General features: G+C 65.8%; 18 protein-coding genes and 1 pseudogene. 11 read left to right on the forward strand and 8 right to left on the reverse strand.

The window, feature by feature from the left end; translation table 11 throughout:
* Positions 1–9: 9 nt before the first annotated feature.
* Both ABD050_RS13640 and ABD050_RS13645 read right to left on the reverse strand, forming a co-directional pair.
* Positions 10–213: a YgaP family membrane protein gene (locus ABD050_RS13640; protein WP_343889934.1), complete on the reverse strand. Its 204-nt coding sequence runs from the start codon at positions 211–213 to the stop codon at positions 10–12.
* Between the two features lie 26 nt (positions 214–239).
* Positions 240–1,517 (reverse strand): NAD(P)/FAD-dependent oxidoreductase, encoded by a 1,278-nt coding sequence (locus ABD050_RS13645; protein ID WP_343889935.1) that lies wholly within the window; start codon positions 1,515–1,517, stop codon positions 240–242.
* Between the two features lie 83 nt (positions 1,518–1,600).
* Between ABD050_RS13645 and ABD050_RS13650 the strand changes: the two genes are divergently transcribed.
* From ABD050_RS13650 to ABD050_RS13665, 4 genes are read left to right on the forward strand one after another with little or no spacing between them, the layout of a single operon-like run.
* Complete coding sequence (locus ABD050_RS13650) at positions 1,601–1,942, forward strand: rhodanese-like domain-containing protein (protein WP_343889936.1); 342 nt, start codon at positions 1,601–1,603, stop codon at positions 1,940–1,942.
* Positions 1,943–1,951: 9 nt separating this feature from the next.
* Positions 1,952–2,965 (forward strand): efflux RND transporter periplasmic adaptor subunit, encoded by a 1,014-nt coding sequence (locus tag ABD050_RS13655; RefSeq protein ID WP_343889937.1) that lies wholly within the window; start codon positions 1,952–1,954, stop codon positions 2,963–2,965.
* Complete coding sequence (locus ABD050_RS13660; protein ID WP_343889938.1) at positions 2,962–6,183, forward strand: efflux RND transporter permease subunit; 3,222 nt, start codon at positions 2,962–2,964, stop codon at positions 6,181–6,183. The genes ABD050_RS13655 and ABD050_RS13660 overlap by 4 nt, the downstream gene beginning before the upstream one ends.
* Positions 6,180–6,494 (forward strand): ArsR/SmtB family transcription factor, encoded by a 315-nt coding sequence (locus ABD050_RS13665; protein ID WP_343889939.1) that lies wholly within the window; start codon positions 6,180–6,182, stop codon positions 6,492–6,494. The genes ABD050_RS13660 and ABD050_RS13665 overlap by 4 nt, the downstream gene beginning before the upstream one ends.
* 67 nt (positions 6,495–6,561) lie before the next feature.
* On the opposite strand, the gene ABD050_RS13670 is transcribed toward ABD050_RS13665, so the two are convergent.
* Genes ABD050_RS13670 through ABD050_RS29040 form a run of 3 tightly spaced genes read right to left on the reverse strand, consistent with a single transcriptional unit; the run spans position 6,562 to position 7,596 of the window.
* Positions 6,562–6,912, reverse strand: a complete 351-nt coding sequence (locus ABD050_RS13670) for an ArsR/SmtB family transcription factor (protein ID WP_343889940.1) — start codon at positions 6,910–6,912, stop codon at positions 6,562–6,564.
* Positions 6,913–6,929: 17 nt separating this feature from the next.
* Positions 6,930–7,253 (reverse strand): hypothetical protein, encoded by a 324-nt coding sequence (locus ABD050_RS29035; protein ID WP_425542458.1) that lies wholly within the window; start codon positions 7,251–7,253, stop codon positions 6,930–6,932.
* Complete coding sequence (locus ABD050_RS29040) at positions 7,168–7,596, reverse strand: redoxin domain-containing protein (RefSeq protein WP_425542456.1); 429 nt, start codon at positions 7,594–7,596, stop codon at positions 7,168–7,170. Before ABD050_RS29040 ends, ABD050_RS29035 begins: the two co-directional genes overlap by 86 nt.
* Positions 7,597–7,688: 92 nt before the next feature.
* Here ABD050_RS29040 and ABD050_RS13680 point away from each other — a divergent pair, with 92 nt between their 5' ends.
* From ABD050_RS13680 to ABD050_RS13700, 5 genes are all read left to right on the forward strand, one after another.
* Positions 7,689–8,633 (forward strand): MBL fold metallo-hydrolase, encoded by a 945-nt coding sequence (locus ABD050_RS13680; RefSeq protein ID WP_343889941.1) that lies wholly within the window; start codon positions 7,689–7,691, stop codon positions 8,631–8,633.
* A 14-nt stretch (positions 8,634–8,647) separates the two neighbouring features.
* Positions 8,648–9,433, forward strand: coding sequence for a sulfite exporter TauE/SafE family protein (locus tag ABD050_RS13685; RefSeq protein ID WP_425542457.1), 786 nt, complete (start codon positions 8,648–8,650; stop codon positions 9,431–9,433).
* Positions 9,434–9,567: 134 nt separating this feature from the next.
* Positions 9,568–10,629 (forward strand): SDR family oxidoreductase, encoded by a 1,062-nt coding sequence (locus ABD050_RS13690; protein ID WP_343889942.1) that lies wholly within the window; start codon positions 9,568–9,570, stop codon positions 10,627–10,629.
* On the forward strand, positions 10,626–11,252 hold the full coding sequence (locus ABD050_RS13695) for a hypothetical protein (RefSeq protein WP_343889943.1): 627 nt from the start codon (positions 10,626–10,628) through the stop codon (positions 11,250–11,252). The genes ABD050_RS13690 and ABD050_RS13695 overlap by 4 nt, the downstream gene beginning before the upstream one ends.
* Complete coding sequence (locus ABD050_RS13700; RefSeq protein WP_343889944.1) at positions 11,252–11,812, forward strand: TetR/AcrR family transcriptional regulator; 561 nt, start codon at positions 11,252–11,254, stop codon at positions 11,810–11,812. The genes ABD050_RS13695 and ABD050_RS13700 overlap by 1 nt, the downstream gene beginning before the upstream one ends.
* Before the next feature lie 85 nt (positions 11,813–11,897).
* On the opposite strand, the pseudogene ABD050_RS13705 reads toward ABD050_RS13700, so the two are convergent.
* Together ABD050_RS13705 and ABD050_RS13710 are read right to left on the reverse strand one after the other, a co-directional pair.
* Positions 11,898–12,065: pseudogene (locus ABD050_RS13705) on the reverse strand (SDR family NAD(P)-dependent oxidoreductase); the annotation flags it as partial.
* Positions 12,055–12,921 carry a fumarylacetoacetate hydrolase family protein gene (locus ABD050_RS13710; RefSeq protein ID WP_343889945.1) on the reverse strand — a complete coding sequence of 289 codons (867 nt, stop codon included), beginning with the start codon at positions 12,919–12,921 and terminating at the stop codon, positions 12,055–12,057. The gene ABD050_RS13710 and the pseudogene ABD050_RS13705, both read right to left, overlap by 11 nt.
* A 308-nt stretch (positions 12,922–13,229) precedes the next feature.
* Between ABD050_RS13710 and ABD050_RS13715 the strand changes: the two genes are divergently transcribed.
* Together ABD050_RS13715 and ABD050_RS13720 are read left to right on the forward strand one after the other, a co-directional pair.
* Positions 13,230–14,072 carry an IclR family transcriptional regulator gene (locus ABD050_RS13715; RefSeq protein WP_343889946.1) on the forward strand — a complete coding sequence of 281 codons (843 nt, stop codon included), beginning with the start codon at positions 13,230–13,232 and terminating at the stop codon, positions 14,070–14,072.
* A gap of 124 nt (positions 14,073–14,196) precedes the next feature.
* Positions 14,197–15,696, forward strand: coding sequence for a UxaA family hydrolase (locus tag ABD050_RS13720; protein ID WP_343889947.1), 1,500 nt, complete (start codon positions 14,197–14,199; stop codon positions 15,694–15,696).
* A 41-nt stretch (positions 15,697–15,737) separates the two neighbouring features.
* Here the strand turns inward: ABD050_RS13720 and ftsZ are convergent, their stop codons facing one another.
* Positions 15,738–17,171: a cell division protein FtsZ gene (ftsZ, locus tag ABD050_RS13725; RefSeq protein ID WP_343889948.1), complete on the reverse strand. Its 1,434-nt coding sequence runs from the start codon at positions 17,169–17,171 to the stop codon at positions 15,738–15,740.
* Between the last annotated feature and the right edge of the window lie 153 nt (positions 17,172–17,324).

Below are 17,324 nucleotides of genomic sequence, written 5' to 3' on the forward strand. Positions count from 1 at the left end.
CGGTCGCGATCAGCGAAACGCATTGCCGGGGCGTATCCCGAACGATCTGAAAACAATCGCCGCCGGGCAGAAGCCGGTGATGCTCGCCTGCAGCATATTGGCCCCGGCGAAGATCGACAGCGCGATCCACCACGGATTGACGGTCACCGACAGGATCGACCCGGCGAGGACGACGAGGCCGGCAAAGGCCAGCACGGCACGATCTAGGTTCATGGCAATTCTCCTGTTCGAATGGTGGTTCAGAAGCGCAGTTTCTTCACGCCGAGGACATGGAGCGCGAGCTTCTCGTAGAAGGGCTCGCTCTCGCCCTTGCGGATCTTGCGGAGGAAATATTTCTCGAAGCCGATCTTCGCGAGGTGCACCCATTTGCCCTCGGACGACCAGTTGACGTTGCGCGGCGGGATCTGCGGCTCGGCGACGAACGCAACGCCGCCGTCGCCGAAATCGGCGAGACAGATCGCGTTCCAGGTCGCCTCGTGCTTTGCCTCGCCCCCCGTGTGGAGTTCGCGCAGATTCCTGGCGACCGCGGTCACCATGCTTTCGATCATGAACCCGGTCTTGGGCACGCCGACCGGCAGCGGCGTCGGGCCAACCGGCGGGATCGCGACGCAGACTCCGAGCGCGAAGATGTTGGGGAAGGCGGGATTGCGCTGGTGCTTGTCGATCAGGATGAAGCCGCGCGGATTGGTCAGGCCCTCGATTCCGTGCACCGCCGGCACACCCCGGAAGGCGGGAAGCAGCATCGAGAAGCCGAACGGCAGATCATGGGTGCGCTTGGTCTTGCCGTCCTCGTCGACCTCCTCGACATGCATCACGCCGGGATCGACGCTCGTCACCTTCGCGTTGGTGATCCACTTGATGTGGCGGTCGCGCATCTCGCTTTCGAGCAGGCCCTTGGTGTCGCCGACACCGTCGAGGCCGAGATGGCCGATATAGGGCTCGGGCGTGACGAAGGTGATCGGCACGCGGTCGCGGATCTTGCGGCGCTTGAGCTCGGTGTCGAGCGTCATCGCGAACTCGTAAGCGGGACCGTAGCAGGAGGCACCCTGCACCGCGCCGACGACGATCGGCTTGGGGTCGGCGCAAAGCTCCTCGAAGCGGGTGAAAGTGTGGGCAGCGTGGTCGGTCTGGCAGATGGAGAGCGTGTTGGCGGCCGGGCCAAAGCCGGGAATCTCGTCAAAAGCGAGATCGGGCCCCGTGGCAATTACGAGATAGTCGTAATTGAGAGATGAGCCGTCATTGAGTTCGAGCCGGTTTTCCTTCGGATGGACGCGGGCCGCGCCGACCGCGGTGAAGCCGATGCCGTGCTTGGCCATCACCGGGGGCAGGTGGACCTTGATCGCCTCGGGTTCACGCCAGCCAACAGCAACCCAAGGGTTCGAAGGGACAAACCAGTAGTCCTCCGAGCTGGAAACAACGGTTACGTCGGCCTTTCCCTTGAGGGCCGCGCGAACCTCATAGGCGGCGATCGTCCCGCCGAGTCCGGCGCCCAGTACGATGATCTGCGATTGCGCCATCTCGGCTCTCTCCAAACTGATTGTGCTTGACGAATATTACACTTACACGATACACGCAATCATTAAATTGAAAGGCTCTGACGATGTTCGGTTTCGGAAAGCAGGCGATCGCTCGGGAAATTGGGGTCAACGACCTCAAGCGGCTGCTGGACAATGGCGCGGCTATGGTCGTCGATGTCCGTGAGCCCGACGAATTCGCCGCCGGGCACATCCCCGGGGCCGCAAATCTTCCCTTATCGCGATTCGATCCTGCCCTCCTGCCCGAAACGAACGGTAAACTGCTGGTCCTGAACTGCGCCGCAGGCCGACGCTCGGCCATGGCCCTCGAACAATGTGCGAAAGCCGGTGCTCCGGTCGATACGCATATAACCGGAGGGTTTTCCGCCTGGCAGCGTGCGAGATTGCCCATCGCTTTCGGTCACTGAGGATCGACGATGGTCAGACACCGCATTCTATCGATGCTCGCCTTGCCGGCGGCTCTTTCGCTCGGCGCATGCAGCAGCAAGGACTCGCCGGACACGGTGCGGGTCGCCTCCCCCGCGGGGCCCCGCCTCGCCCTTCGCGCCGTCGAGACGGCCGAATGGAAGGACGTGGGTGCGGAGATCACGACCACCGACCGTGCCGATGCGCGGGCGCGCATTCCGGGCGTGCTCGAAAGCCTCAGCGTCCGAAAGGGCGACATGGTGCGCAAGGGTCAGGTGATCGGGCGCATCGTCGATACCCGCCTTGCCTATGAGGGCAGCGCCTATGGTGCTCAGGCGGCGGCCGCCCAGGCGCAGGCGGTCCAGGCTCAGGCGGACCTCGCACGCATTCGCTATCTCTACGACAATGGCGTCTATGCAAAAGCCAGGCTCGACCAGGCCCAGGCCGCCGCGACGGCGGCTCGTGCCCAGGTCGGCGCCGCCCGCGCGCAGCAGTCCGCGGTTGGCGCGGTTGCCGGCCAGGGGGCAGTCGTCGCACCCGCCGATGGACGCGTGCTGACCGCCGACATCCCCGCCGGATCGGCGGTCACGCCGGGCATGTCGATCGCCGGGATCACCGCGGGGCCGCTCGTCCTGCGATTCGAGTTGCCCGAATCGCTTGCGGGCAAGGTCCATGTCGGCTCTCGGGTTCTCGCCGACGGCGTGAGCGGTGCCGTCACCAAGCTCTACCCCTCAGTACAGGCCGGGCAGATCACCGCCGATGTCGCGGCACCGGGTCTTGACGGCTCGCTGATCGGCCGCCGCGTTTCCGCGAGAGTCGCGATCGGCACCCGCCAGGCACTGATCGTTCCCCGAACATTCGTCACGACCCGTTACGGGATCGACTATGTAACGGTGGTGGCGAAGGACGGGCAGCTTTCGACGGTGCCCGTACAGATCGCATCGACGGTGGAGCCGGGCAGGATCGAGATCCTCTCGGGCGTCGGCGAGGGCGACATGCTGGTGGCCGGGACGGCGCCGCGATGAGCCTCGGCATATCGGGGCGGCTGACCCGCGCGACGATCGGATCGCCGCTGACGCCGCTGATGCTGCTGGCGGCGATCCTCGTCGGCCTGATCGCGACGATGACGATCCCGCGCGAGGAAGAGCCGCAGATCAGCGTCCCGATGGTCGACATCCAGGTGGCGGCGCCCGGGCTCGCTTCCAGCGACGCCGTCGAACTCGTCGCCAAGCCGCTCGAGACGATCGTCAAGAGCGTGGACGGCGTCGAGCATGTCTATACCCAGGCTGAGGACAATGGCGTGCTGGTGACGGCGCGGTTCCTCGTCGGGTCCAACCCGGAGGCAGCCGCGACGCGGATCAACGAGAAGATCGCGGCCAATATCGACCGGATCCCGGTCGGCATTCCGCCGCCCAAGGTGACGGTACGCGGCATCAACGACGTGCCGATCGTCGTGCTGACGCTGACGCCGAAGGCCGGCGCGCCGGGGCAATGGACTGATCAGTCGCTCTACGCGCTTGCCTCGCGCCTCCGGACCGAAGTGGCGAAGGTCGACAATATCGGCCTGACCTCGGTGGTCGGCGGCCAGCAGGAGCGCATCAGGATCGCGCCTGATCCAGCCCGCCTCGCCTTGTACGGCGTGCCGCTCGGCGCGGTGATCGAGGCCGCCAGCCAGGCCAACCGGACCTTCCCCGCCGGGAACGTGCGCGAGGGCGGAAACGCCGTGACCGTGATTGCCGGGCACACGCTGCAGGGTGCCGAGGATGTCGGGCTGCTGACCGTCCGTTCGATACGGGGCGAGAACGTCTATCTGCGTGATGTCGCGCGGGTCGAGCAGGGGCCGGGCGAGGACCAGGCGCATTCGTGGCGCTGGGCGCGCGCCGGGGATGGCGGCTGGGCGATGGCGCCCGCCGTCAGCCTTGCCGTCGCGAAGCGGGCCGGCGCCAATGCCGTGACGGTATCCAGTTCGATCGTCGACCGCGTCGAGGCGCTCAAGGGCAGCCTCATTCCCGACAGCGTGACGGTCACGGTCACGCGCAACTATGGCGAGAGCGCCAACGAGAAGGCGAACGAGCTGCTGTTCCATCTCGCGCTCGCGACCGTCTCGATCGTCATCCTGATCGGTTTTGCCATCGGCTGGCGCGAGGCCGGGGTGACGGCGATCGTCATCCCGACCACGATCCTGCTGACGATGTTCGCGTCCAACGTGATGGGCTTCACCATCAACCGGGTAAGCCTGTTCGCGCTGATCTTCTCGATCGGCATCCTGGTCGACGACGCGATCGTGATGATCGAGAACATCGCCCGCCACTGGGCGATGGCCGACGACCGAACCCGGGTGGACGCCGCGGTCGACGCCGTTGCCGAGGTCGGCAATCCGACGATCGTCGCGACGCTCACCGTGGTCGCGGCACTCTTGCCCATGCTGTTCGTGTCGGGGCTGATGGGCCCCTATATGGCGCCGATCCCGATCAACGCCTCGGCGGCGATGGTTTTCTCCTTCTTCGTGGCGGTGATCATCGCGCCCTGGCTGATGGTCCGCTTCGCTCGGAAGGCGCTTGGCGACGGGCACCACGCCGACGCGCATGGCGGCAAGCTCGGCACGCTCTATGGTCGCGTCGCGCGCCGCGTGATCGGCAGCCGCAAATCGGCGCGGACCTTCCTGATCGCGGTCGGGGTCGCTACTTTGGTCGCCTGCTCGATGTTCTATTTCAAGGCGGTGACGGTCAAGTTGCTGCCGTTCGACAACAAGTCCGAGGTACAGCTCGTCGTCGACATGCCCGAGGGCACGAGCCTGGAGGGGACGGCGCGCGTGCTTGAGCAAGCGGCGGCGGTGACGCGCGGCCTGCCCGAGGTGACGGCGATGGAGGCCTATGTCGGCACCTCGGCGCCGTTCAACTTCAACGGCCTGGTCCGCCATTATTTCCTGCGCGACAAGCCCGAAATGGGCGACCTGATGGTGACGCTAAAGGCAAAGGGCGATCGTTCGCGGTCGAGCCACGCGATCGCTGTTGCGTTGCGTGATCGGCTGAAATCGGTCGCGCTGCCGGCGGGCGGATCGATCAAGGTGGTGGAGACGCCACCGGGCCCCCCCGTGCTCGCGACCTTGCTCGCCGAGATCTACGGTCCGGACGAAGCGTCGCGCCGGGCGACCGCGGCGCAGGTCGAGCAGATCTTCCGGAGCGTTCCGTACATCGTCGACGTCGACAACAGCTTCGGCCGACTTCGACCCGAACTGCGCCTGACGCCCGACCGCGCCAAGCTCGACTCCTATGGCCTCTCGGAACGGCAGGTCTTCGACAGCATCGGCGCGCTGATGGGAACGCAGACCATAGGCTATGCGCCGCGCGGCGATGGCCGCGATCCCCTGCCGATCGAGATCGCACTCGATCAGTCGCAGCGCAGCTGGTCCGCCGCGCTCGCCTCGACCCCGGTCGCGGCGACGCAGGGCGCGTCTGGACCGCAACTGATCGAACTGGGACAGATCGTCGACGCGCAGCTGACTCGGGGAAGCCACAGTTTGTTCCGACGCGACGGACGTGCCGCGGACATGATCACGGCGGAACTTGCCGGCGCCTATGAGGCGCCGATCTACGGGCTGATGGCGGTCGATGCCGCGATCGGGAAGTTCGACTGGAAGGCGCACGGCCTGGTGAAGCCCGAGATCCGAATGAACGGCCAGCCGACCGACGAAAGCAAGCCGTCGCTGTTGTGGGACGGCGAGTGGGAGATCACCTGGGTGACGTTCCGCGACATGGGCGCTGCCTTCATGGTCGCGCTGCTCGCCATCTATGTCCTCGTGGTCGGCCAGTTCCGCAGCTTCACCCTGCCGCTGGTGATCCTGACGCCGATCCCGCTCACCCTTGTCGGCATCGTCATCGGCCACATGATCTTCGCAGCGCCCTTTACTGCGACATCGATGATCGGCTTCATCGCGCTGGCCGGGATCATCGTGCGGAACTCGATCCTGCTGGTTGATTTCATCCGGCATGCGCGGAGTCCCGAGAAGTCGCTGCGCGACACGTTGCTGGAGGCTGGGATGATCCGGTTCAAGCCGATCGTGCTGACTGCGGCGGCAGCGATGATCGGCGCGGCCGTCATCCTTACCGACCCCATCTTCCAGGGCCTGGCGATCTCGCTGCTGTTCGGGCTTGCCTCGTCGACGATCCTGACGGTGCTGGTGATTCCGGCGATCTACATCGTCTTACGCGACGATGGCCGCCCCGCCACGATCGCGAAATGATCAGCAGTGAAGCCACAAAGGCGCTCTATGACAACGCGGCCGAGATCGCCGAGCGGCTTCGCGTCATGGCAAATCGCGACCGGCTGATCATGCTCTGCCGTCTGACGGCAGGCGAGGCCTCGGTGAGCGAGCTCGTCGCGTTCACCGGGCTTTCGCAGTCGAGCGTATCGCAACATCTCGCCGTGCTTCGCGAAGCGGGCGCGGTACGCGTTCGTCGCGAACAGCAGACCCGTCATTACAGTCTCCACGATCCCAGGATATATCGGATGATAGAGGCGCTGTGCTCCGCCAGCCGCCCGATCGGGGCGTGATGCGGGGGCGAAGCGCTTGGGCGCGCGCCGCTACGTGCCGCTGCACAGCGACGCGACGTGAACTCCGCTACTCCATGCGCGCGAAAACCGCCGCCCCGCCGCCACTTCGCAGCCGCGCGGCGGCAATCTCCGCATGGCTCAGCGCGACGGTTCCGGCGAATGCATCGAGCAGGGCACTCACATCGGCGATCCGGGCCTGATTGAGACGATAGAAGACCTGCTTGGCTTCCCGCCGTGTCAGGACAAGGTCTGCCTTTCGTAATATGGCGAGCTGCTGCGACAGCCCCGGCTGCGCAATCTTCGTGATTCCTTCGATCTCGCCGACCGAGCGTTCGCCACCAACCAGCGTCCGCATCAGCTCCAGGCGAACCCCATGCGCGAGCGCGCGCAGCAGTTCGGCTGTCGCGTCGAGATCCAAGGCGGAAATATGGTTGCTCATATGCCCGGCTCGTCGGGGACCGTGGCATAGAACCAATCGGCCGCGCCCGGCGCGCCGAGCACGGCGTCGACCGTCTCGCCCGGGCGCCGAAGCATGTCCGCGCCCGGAGTCCATCCCGCCGGCGCGAGGACATCGCCGCCATGCACGCGCTGGAGTGCCGCAACCATGCGGATCATCTCGTCGACCGATCGACCGATCGTGGCCGGATAGCAGGTCATCGCGCGCAGGATGCCGTCAGGATCGACGAAATAACTCGCCCGAACCGCGGAGGCGTCGTGCGCATCGGGTCCGAGCATCCCATAGGCGCGGGCAATGACCATCGACGGGGTCCTCGATGATCGGGAACTCGATCCTGACATCGAAGCGGTCATGGATCATCCGGATCCAGGCGAGGTGCGAGAAGAGGCTGTCGACCGACAAGGCGACAAGCGCGCAGTCGAGCGCGGCAAAGCGATCCGCGGCCCTTGCGATCGCTACGAATTCGCTCGTGCAGACTGGCGTGAAGTCCGCCGGATGCGAGAAGAGCATTACCCAGCGGCCGCGCAGATCGGCGAGCGAGAACTGCCCCTGTGTGCTCCGCGCGGTAAAGCCGGGAACCGCCTCGCCAAGCCGAAGCGGCGCCGTAATGCTCGGGAAGGGTGGCAACTGAGTCTGGTCGGTCATGGCTCCGGCTCGCACGCTGCTGCAATTGACGCAAGACGATTACATACTTATATGATTTCCGTAAGCGAGTAAACATTCCTTCGGAGAGCTCGATGGCCGGCAACGATATCCGTACTGATCAGGCGGTCGAAGCGGCCTCCCGAATTGTCAGCGAAGCCCATCACAGGGGCGCGGGGGCGCCTATGGTCAAGACCTTCTTCGACGAGGCGACCTTTACCGCGAGTCATGTCGTCCATGACCCGGCGACCGGCGCGGCGGCTGTCATCGACTCGGTGCTGGACTATGATCCCGCGTCAGGCCGGACCAGTCACCGATCCGCGGACGCTATCGTCCGCCATGTCGAGGAGCACGGCCTGAAATTACAATGGCTCCTCGAAACGCATGCGCATGCCGATCACCTGTCCGCCGCGCCCTATCTGAAGGAGAAATTGGGCGGTATGATCGCGATCGGTCGCGACATCACCCGCGTGCAGGAGGTGTTCGGCGACATCTTCAACGCTGGCGACGGCTTCCCGCGCGACGGCTCGCAATTCGACCGGCTGTTCGATGACGGCGAGTCCTTCGCACTTGGCTCGATCACGGCAATGGTTCTGCACGTGCCGGGGCATACGCCGGCGGACCTGGCCTATGTGATCGGCGATGCGGTTTTTCCCGGCGACACGATCTTCATGCCGGACTTCGGAACCGCACGTGCCGATTTTCCCGGCGGTGACGCGCACCAGCTTTATCGATCGATCCGGCGCCTGCTCTCGCTACCCCGTGAAGCGCGCCTCTATCTGTGCCACGATTACAAGGCGCCTGGCCGCGATTCCTATGTCTGGGAGACAACGGTCGGCGCCGAACGTGACCAGAATGTCCACGTCCATGACGGCATCGGCGAGGCAGCCTTTGTCACGATGCGGACCGCGCGCGACGCGGCGCTCGACATGCCGAGGCTGATCCTGCCGTCGGTGCAGGTCAACATGCGCGCCGGCCGGCTCCCGGAGCCCGAGGCGAACGGCGTGCGCTACCTCAAGATACCGATCGACGCTTTGTGACGGCGGGGCCACTGGTGCTGACCACCCTTCAATATGCCCTGGGTGCCCTGTCGGGCGGTCTGGTCGGCTTTACGCTCGGCCTGGTGGGCGGCGGCGGCTCGATTCTCGCGGTGCCGCTGATGGTCTATCTCGTCGGCGTCTCCAATCCGCATGTCGCCATCGGCACCAGCGCGCTTGCGGTGGCGGCGAATGCAGGCGCCAACCTGGTCCCGCACGCCCGCCGGCACATGATCAAATGGCGATGCGCGGGCATGTATGCGGCGGCCGGCGTGCTTGGCGCACTCGGTGGTTCGACGATCGGCAAGGCGTTTGACGGCCAGAAGCTGCTGGCCCTGTTCGCGATCCTGATGATCATGGTCGGCGTGCTGATGCTGCGCAGCCGCGGGAACCCGGGCGACGCCGATGTGCAATGTCACCGCGAAAATGCACCCAAGGTAATCGGCTATGGTGCTGCGACGGGATTGTTTTCCGGCTTTTTCGGGATCGGCGGCGGTTTCCTCATCGTCCCCGGCCTGATGGCATCGACCGGTATGCCGATCGCCTACGCGGTCGGATCGTCGCTTGTCGCCGTGGCGGCTTTCGGGCTGACGACCTCGCTCAACTATGCCTGGTCGGGACTTGTCGATTGGCCGCTCGCAGCCGCCTTCATCGGTGGTGGCATATTTGGCGGCCTCATCGGGGCGTGGGCGTCCCGGGCGCTGGCCGCCAGAAAAGGCCTTCTCAATGCGGTATTTGCAACTCTGATCTTCGTCGTCGCAACCTATATGCTCTGGAAGAGCTGGAACGCGATCCAGCTGTAAAAGCTCGAATGCTACGATCGGGCAATTCCGCGCCCGCATGACGTCCCCCTTTGTGACAGGATCGGGCATTTGACATATAAATGATCGATCATTTATAAAAAACCTACGACATCGCCACGGAAGGGGCGGCGGAGATGGCTACCGGAGGACAAAGTCTGGCGGGGCAGGTCGCCGTGGTCGCGGGAGCGACGCGCGGTGCAGGGCGCGGCATCGCGCGGGCGCTCGGCGAGGCCGGCGCGTTCGTTTATTGCACGGGACGCAGCGCCTTGGGGCATGCCAAGGGCATGGATCGCCCCGAAACCCTCGACGAAACAGTCGCGTTGATCGAGAAGGCGGGCGGTCGAGCGGTCGCCCTGCGTGTCGACCATATATGTCAGGAGGAGGTAGCGAGCCTCGCCGCCCGCGTCCGCAGCGAGGCAGGACGGCTCGATGTGCTGGTCAACAGCATCTGGGGCGCTGATCCCATGATCGACTGGGGACGAAGATTCTGGGAGATCGACCTCGCCAGGGTGCACGCCTATCTCGATCAGACCCTCATCAGCCATGTCACCACCAACCGGTATCTCGCGCCGCTCATGGTGGAAGCCGATCACGGCCTCATCATCGAAGTGATCGACGGTCATTTCGCTGGGTATCGCTGCCATCTCCTCTACGATCTCGTCAAATCATCGCTGGCGCGCCTCGCTTATGGGATGGCGATGGAACTGACCCGAACCGGGGTAACCGCGCTCGCCTTGTCGCCCGGCTTCCTGCGTTCGGAGGCAGTCCTCGACCATTTTGGGGTCAGTGAGGAGAATTGGCGCGATGCCATCGCGAAGGATCCCTATTTCGCTGAGTCCGAAACCCCGCTCCTTGTCGGCCGTGCCGCAGTCGCACTGGCAGCCGACGGGTGCGCCGGGCGCAAGGCGGGACTGGTTCACTTCGCCTCGGATCTTGCGCGAGAATATGGATTTACCGATGTCGACGGCCGTGTTCCCGACTTTCCGCGACTGTTCGATGCGCAAGTGACGCAAATCGCGGCGCGGCCGCCGCTGGACGAACAGGCGCGGTTTCTCGTCTGGGCGCGCTATTGCCAGATCCACCGGGACCCCGCCCGGCGCGCGCTCGCCCTGCAGCTTGCCAATGCGCTCGGCCTTGAAGACCAGGGCCCCGGACTCATGCCGGCGGTGGCGCGCGCACGATCGGGGAGCGAATGACAGGCCCGGTCGGTCTCGGATTTCGGGTGCTGAAAGGCGGCAGCGTGGTTGTCGGCGTCACCACGAATGGGAACGAGCCTCGCATCGTCTCGTCGTCGTTTCTGGCAACGGCCGCCGAGAACGACCGCCTCTCCCTGGAGCCTTATCACGTCGCCGCCGAAATGGCGCGAGGTCCGGACGGCGGCGCTTCGGCGCAGGCGGCGGCTGCGGTCGCGGAAGGACGCAGGCGACAGGATATGTGCGCGGCCGCCGGCCTTGGCGATATCATCGACACGCTGCGGACGGCGGGAAGCGAGCCGGTGGTCGCGGCACTGCTGGTCAATCGCGCCGGCTGGATATCGGATCTCCTGGACTATAGCCTCGCCTTTGCCGATCACCCGCCCGTTGCCGAGGGCCTCGCCGTGCGCGACGCCCTCAGATTCGCGTTCGGGCGGCTCGGCATCGACGTTATGGAAATGGACGAAAAGTCGCTTGGGGAGTCAGCGTCGAAGCAACTCGGCCTCGAATCGGCCGATATCGACGCCCGCCTCAAGACGCTTGGCACGACCGTCGGCAAACCCTGGCGGAAAGAGCAAAAGCTGGCCTGTCTGGCGGCCTGGGTCGCGGTCGCGGCACGGCGGTGATGACCAGACGCAAATCGATCAGCGACGAAGATATCCTTGAACGGGCGCTGCCGATAATGGCGCGCGCCGGGCCGGCTGGCTTCACGCTTGCCGACATCGCCGCCGAGATCGGCCTTTCGCCGGCCACGCTCCTGCAGCGTTTCGGCGACAAGAAGACGCTCGTCGAGCGCGCCTTCGCCCAGGATAATGAGCGCTTCGCGCGCTGGATCGCCGACCTGCCCGAAGGGCGCGGCGAGGCCGCCACGCTCGCTGTCTACCGCGCCGCGACCGAAGGCTTCCACGCCGATCCCGACCCCGAGCTGGCGGACCATCTTCTGTGGCTGCGCGAGGACATTCGCGACCCCGTATTCAACGCGCTGGCACGGGCGCGGTTTGCCTTGTTTCGCGCAGCGATCCTCGCGCGGCTGCCACCCCTGCGCCTGCCGCCGGAGGAGGTCGCACGGCTTCTCGACGCCCAGCTGCATGGCGCGCCCATTCAGTGGGCGATCGAGCCGAGCGGATCGCTGACTGACTATGTGATGCAAAGCCTGACCACCGTGCTCCGTCTCGCGGCGGATTGATGGCAGATGGGGCGAAAGCGGTTCGTGCATGAAGCGGCGCGGGTTGGTTACCCGCGCCTCCCCCTTGTCGCGCACCACGCCGATCCAGCTCGGCCTTTGCCTCGCTTAGCCACTCGGCATGGAGGTCCCACAGAACGACACGGCCGCCCCCGGCGACAATCCGGCGCGCGACCTCGCGGCCGAGCCCGGAGGCGCCGCCGGTGACGATCGCCGTCCGTCTCTCGAAACGGCCAGGAAGATCGTCACGCAGCAGGCCCGTTCGGGCTGTACGCTGCGACCTGCTGGCGCTGCTCGCCGAGCTTCTCTATGCCGAGGGTGACGACATCGCCGGCCTTGAGATACCAGGGCTCGGGCTTCTGCCCCATCCCGACGCCCGGCGGCGTGCCGGTGCTGATGATGTCGCCCGGTTCGAGCGTCATGAACTCGCTGACATAGGAAACCAGCTTGGCGACGCCGAACACCATCGTCGCGGTGTTGCCATTCTGGACTCGCTTGCCGTTGACCTCGAGCCACATGCCGAGCTTCTGCGGATCGCCGACCTCGTCGCCGGTCACCATCCAGGGGCCGACCGGTCCGAAGGTGTCGCAGCCCTTGCCCTTGTCCCAGGTGCCGCCGCGGTTGAGCTGAAAGTCGCGCTCCGACAGATCATTGATCGTGCAATAGCCGGCGACATGATCGAGCGCTTCGGCCTCAGTGACATAAGAGGCGCGCGTGCCGATGATCACGCCGAGCTCGACCTCCCAGTCGGTCTTCTCCGATCCGCGCGGGATCATCACCGGATCGTTCGGGCCCTGCAGGCAGGTGATCGCCTTGGTGAAGAAGATCGGCTCGGCCGGGATCGGCATGTTGGACTCAGCTGCGTGATCGGCGAAGTTCAGCCCGATCGCGAGGAATTTGCGGCTGCCCGCGACCGGGACGCCGTAGCGCGGATTGCCCTCGACCAGCGGCAGGGTCTCCGAATCGATCGTCGCCAACCGCGCCAGTCCTTCGCGCGAAATCTCGGCGGGCCCGAGATCGCCAATATGGCCGGAAAGATCGCGGATACGCCCGTTGGCGTCGAGCAGACCGGGCTTTTCCTGCCCGACAGGGCCGTAACGCAGCAATTTCATGAAGAAGGTCCTCAGTGGGTGTAGGGGCGGTGAAGCGGAATATCGCGGTTCAGCTCGACACCAAAGCCCGGTCTGTCGAGCGCCAAGGCGCGGACATGCTTGATGCGGGACAAGGTCATGCCGGCTCCAGGACAAGAGGGTGAAAAGGCGTCAACGCCGAGCCGCCGCCACAATAGCCTATAGGCACCGCGTACCAGTATTTGGTACGCAACCACACCGCCCATGGCGGGTCATGTTGCAAGGCGCCGCATCCCTCTCTCACAAATGTTGCTAGTTAAGTTCCATATTATGGGAAAGAATATTATTAGATGAGAAACGCTCCGTCAAATGCTGATTTGGCCGAAAAGGCGGAATCGGGCAGCGACAGTAAATCGCAGCCCGGCAGCCAGACCTTGCTGCGGGGGCTCGACGTGATCGATGCAGTCATCGACGGTCCGATCACGCTTGCCGAGCTCGCCGCCAGGCTCGGTCTGACGCGGTCCACCACGCATCGGCTCGCGACCGCGCTGATCGATCGACGCTACCTGACCTTCGTGCCGCGCCTCGGCTACCATTTCGGGCCCAAGCTGCTCGAACTCGGCTTTATTGCCCAGCAGCAGACCGATGTCGTCCAGGTCGCGCGGCCGCATCTCGAAGAGCTCGCCGCCTCGACCGAGGATACGGTGAATCTCGGCATTCTCGACAACGAGCGAGCGCTCTATCTCGACAAAATCCCCGGGCGCCGCCGGGTTGAGATCAGCAGCCGGGTCGGCGATCGCCGGCCTCTCACCTCGACCGGCCTCGGCAAGGCGCTGCTGCTCGATGACGACGCAGCCCATTGGCGCAAGCTGTTCGACGAGGATCGCGCCGCCGGCTCTCCGCCCGCTGATTATGCAGTATGGGAAGAGCGGATGCGCGATTATGTCGCGGTCGGCCGGGCATTCGATCTCGAGGAGAATGAGGATCTGATCCGCTGCGTCGCCGCGCCGATCCGCGATGTGAGCGGGCGGATCGTCGCTGCGATCAGCGTATCGAGCGCCGCGCAATATATGGCCGACGATCGGATGCAGGCGCTGTCGGACGATGTCCGCGGCACGGCAAAGGCAATCAGCATGGATCTCGGCTGGTCTGAGGGTATCGCCCGCAAGCCCGCGCCGCGATCGCGGCGATAGGGGTTTGGATGAAGCCGCTCGACGGCAAGGCAGTCCTGATCACAGGCATCGGCGGGGATCGGCCGAGCAGTGGCGGTGGCGGCGCGTTCGTGAACCTGCAATAGGCCGCGAGGCCGGAGATATGATGAGCCCCTCCCCGATGAACCCGTCACTCTTTCGCGTGGCCCCACAAGACGGCGTCGCGACCGCACTTGACGACCTCGCCGCCGGCACGATCGCCACTGTCGGCGACACCCAGGTGACCCTGAACGAGGCCGTTGCGCGCGGCCACAAGGTGGCGTTGCACGCGATCGCCCCGGGCGAGCCGGTGCTCAAATTCGGCTTCCCGATCGGCCGCGCCACCAGGCCGATCGCTCCCGGCGACCGGGTGCACACCCATAATGTGTCGACCGCACTCGAAGCGAGCGGCGCCTATTCTTGGCATCCCCATAAAAGCGCCGCCCGAGCCGCCACGCCGCGCCCCGGCTTTGCCGGCTATCGCCGCGCCGACGGAAGGGTCGGCACGCGCAACGAGATCTGGGTGATTCCGACCGTCGGCTGCGTCGCGCGTACCGCGCAGAAGATCGCCGAGCGCGCCGGCGAGCGCCATGCCGGGCGGATCGACGGCGTCCACGCGCTGACTCATCCGTTCGGCTGCTCGCAGCTCGGCGACGATCTCGACGGGACGCGCTCGGTGCTGGCTGCGCTGGCATCCCATCCCAATGCTGGCGGCGTATTGCTGCTCGGGCTGGGCTGCGAATCGAACCAGCTTGACCGGCTGCTCGCCGAGATCGATCCGGCGGTGCACGGGAAGATCAGGACGCTGGCGGCGCAATTCGCCGGCGACGAGATCGAAGAAGGCCTCGCGATCGTGGATGCGCTCGTCGAGGAGGCTGCGCTCGCCGAGCGGACCGACGTACCGCTCTCCGATCTGGTGCTGGGGGTGAAATGCGGCGGCTCGGACGGCTTTTCGGGGCTGACCGCCAACCCGCTGGTCGGCCTGATGAGCGATACCGTCACCGAGGCGGGTGGCATCGCCATCCTGACCGAGATCCCGGAGATTTTCGGCGCCGAGCAATTGCTGATGGACCGTGCCGCCGACGAAGAGATTTTCGACGGCATCGGCGCGCTGGTCAACGACTTCAAACGCTATTTCACAGACCATGGCGAGCCGGTCTCGGAGAATCCGTCGCCAGGCAACATCGCCGGCGGGATCACCACGCTGGAGGAGAAATCGCTCGGCGCCGTGCAGAAGGCCGGCCACGCCGTGGTCACTGACGTGCGTCGTTACGGCGAACGGGTCAGGCGCCGCGGGCTGACCCTGCTTGAGGCGCCCGGCAATGATGCGGTTTCCTCGACCGCGCTCGCCGCCGCTGGCGCAACCGTGATCCTGTTCACCACCGGGCGCGGCACGCCGCTCGGCTTCCCGGTGCCCACGATCAAGATCGCCACCAACACGCCGCTTGCCGAGCGCAAGCCGGGCTGGATCGATTTCAACGCGGGCCGGGTACTCGGCGAGGGCATGGAGTCGGTCGCCGACGCCTTGCTGGATACGATCCGGCGGATCGCCTCGGGCGAGGAGACCGCGGCCGAGCGCAATGACGAGCGCGAGATTACGATCTGGAAGCGCGGCGTCACGCTGTGATACGAAGACAGGACCATTGACGGCCTGACCTCCGAGACATTTTAGCTGGGCTGGGCATTGCCCCAGGCAATGTGCATCTCGCGCGGCCCGCGGCGACGGATCATCGCCGGGCGCGACCGGGGACCGCGGCGCTTGAGCGCGCGCACCGCGAAATAGATCCGGTCGACCAGGCTGGCGGAGCGCGCACGCGACCGGATCGGCACCGTCGACACGGGGTTATCCGCGACGATGTCGAGGTCCAGACTATAGGTGCTGGTCAGAACCAAAGGCGCGCGACCGGATTCGGGTTCGGCGATAATCGGCTCTGCCTCATCGGCCAGAATGACGTGTGCCACTGCGGCCAGCGCCGGCGCGGCCACCGCTGCGGGCTCGCACATTGCAACCATCACTGGCGAAGCGTCGTACCCGACCGGCACCGCCGGCACCCAAATAGGCGCGACCGCAATTGCAGGCGCCGGTGGTTCCAGCCGCGCCCGAGCCACCGGCGATCGGGCACGCGGCGCCACGGCGGGCTGGTCACGTTCCGGCAGGCCCGCTGCGGTGATGCCGACCCGCACGCGCCCCTCCAGCGCCGGGTCGATCACTGAGCCCCAGACCAGATCAACGCTGGAATGGACATGCCCGCGCAGATATTCGACTGCTTCCTCGACCTCGAACAGGCCGAGATCGCTGCCGCCGGCGATCGTCACGAGCAATCGCCTTGCGCCATGTGGTACGTCTTCAAGCAGGGGATTGCGCAGTGCCGACTCGGCCGCGAGCGTGGCGCGATCGCTGCCGGCACAGCGTTCGCCATAGCCGATCACTGTCCTGCCGCCCGAATCGAGGATCGCGCGAATATCGGCGATCGTCACCCGTTTCAGCGCCGGCCCGGCGATCAGCGCGGCGAAATCGGCCGCACTGTCGGAGACGATCGAGTCGGAGAGGTCGAGCGCCTGGCGAAAGGTCGTCTCGCGTCCGGCGACCCGGAACAGATTCTCGTTGCAGACGACGACCAGCGCATCGACGCTGTCCTGGAATTCGATCAGCCCGGCGGCAGCTGTCCGGGCACGGCGCGTGCCTTCGAATGCGAACGGCTTCGTCGCGATGCCGATCGTCAGGATCGCACGGTCGCGAGCGGCGCGCGCGATCACCGGCGCTGCGCCGGTCCCGGTGCCGCCGCCGAGGCCGGCGGCAATGAAGCACAGCGCACTGCCCTCGAGGGCGGCATTGATTTCGGTCAGCGCCTCCTGCGCGGCGGCACGGCCGATCTCGGGCCTCGCGCCCGCGCCAAGCCCCGATGTGAGCCGACGGCCGAGCTGGAGCTGGCACGCGCTGGGTGCGGCCCGGAGCGCCTGAACGTCGGTGTTGGCACAGATGATCTTCATGCCGGATCCGGACTGGCGAAAAAGCCGGGAGACTGCGTTGCAGCCGGCCCCGCCGACTCCGAACAACGTCACGCCCGAAGCGCCGTTCAGGCTCAGTTCCCGCTGCAGCATCGATGGTCTCCCGGACGGCACCGAGTCGGCAGCGTCGAGCCGGTGCTATCCGCCGGGGCTATGGTTAACTAGGCCGTAGAATCACGCTAATACCAAGTCCCTGAGGGGATGACTCGCGAAGGGTTGCCAAGGGCGCTGGGTATTGATTCAAGA

The organism is Sphingomonas oligophenolica, assembly GCF_039522915.1.
GTDB lineage: Bacteria > Pseudomonadota > Alphaproteobacteria > Sphingomonadales > Sphingomonadaceae > Sphingomonas > Sphingomonas oligophenolica.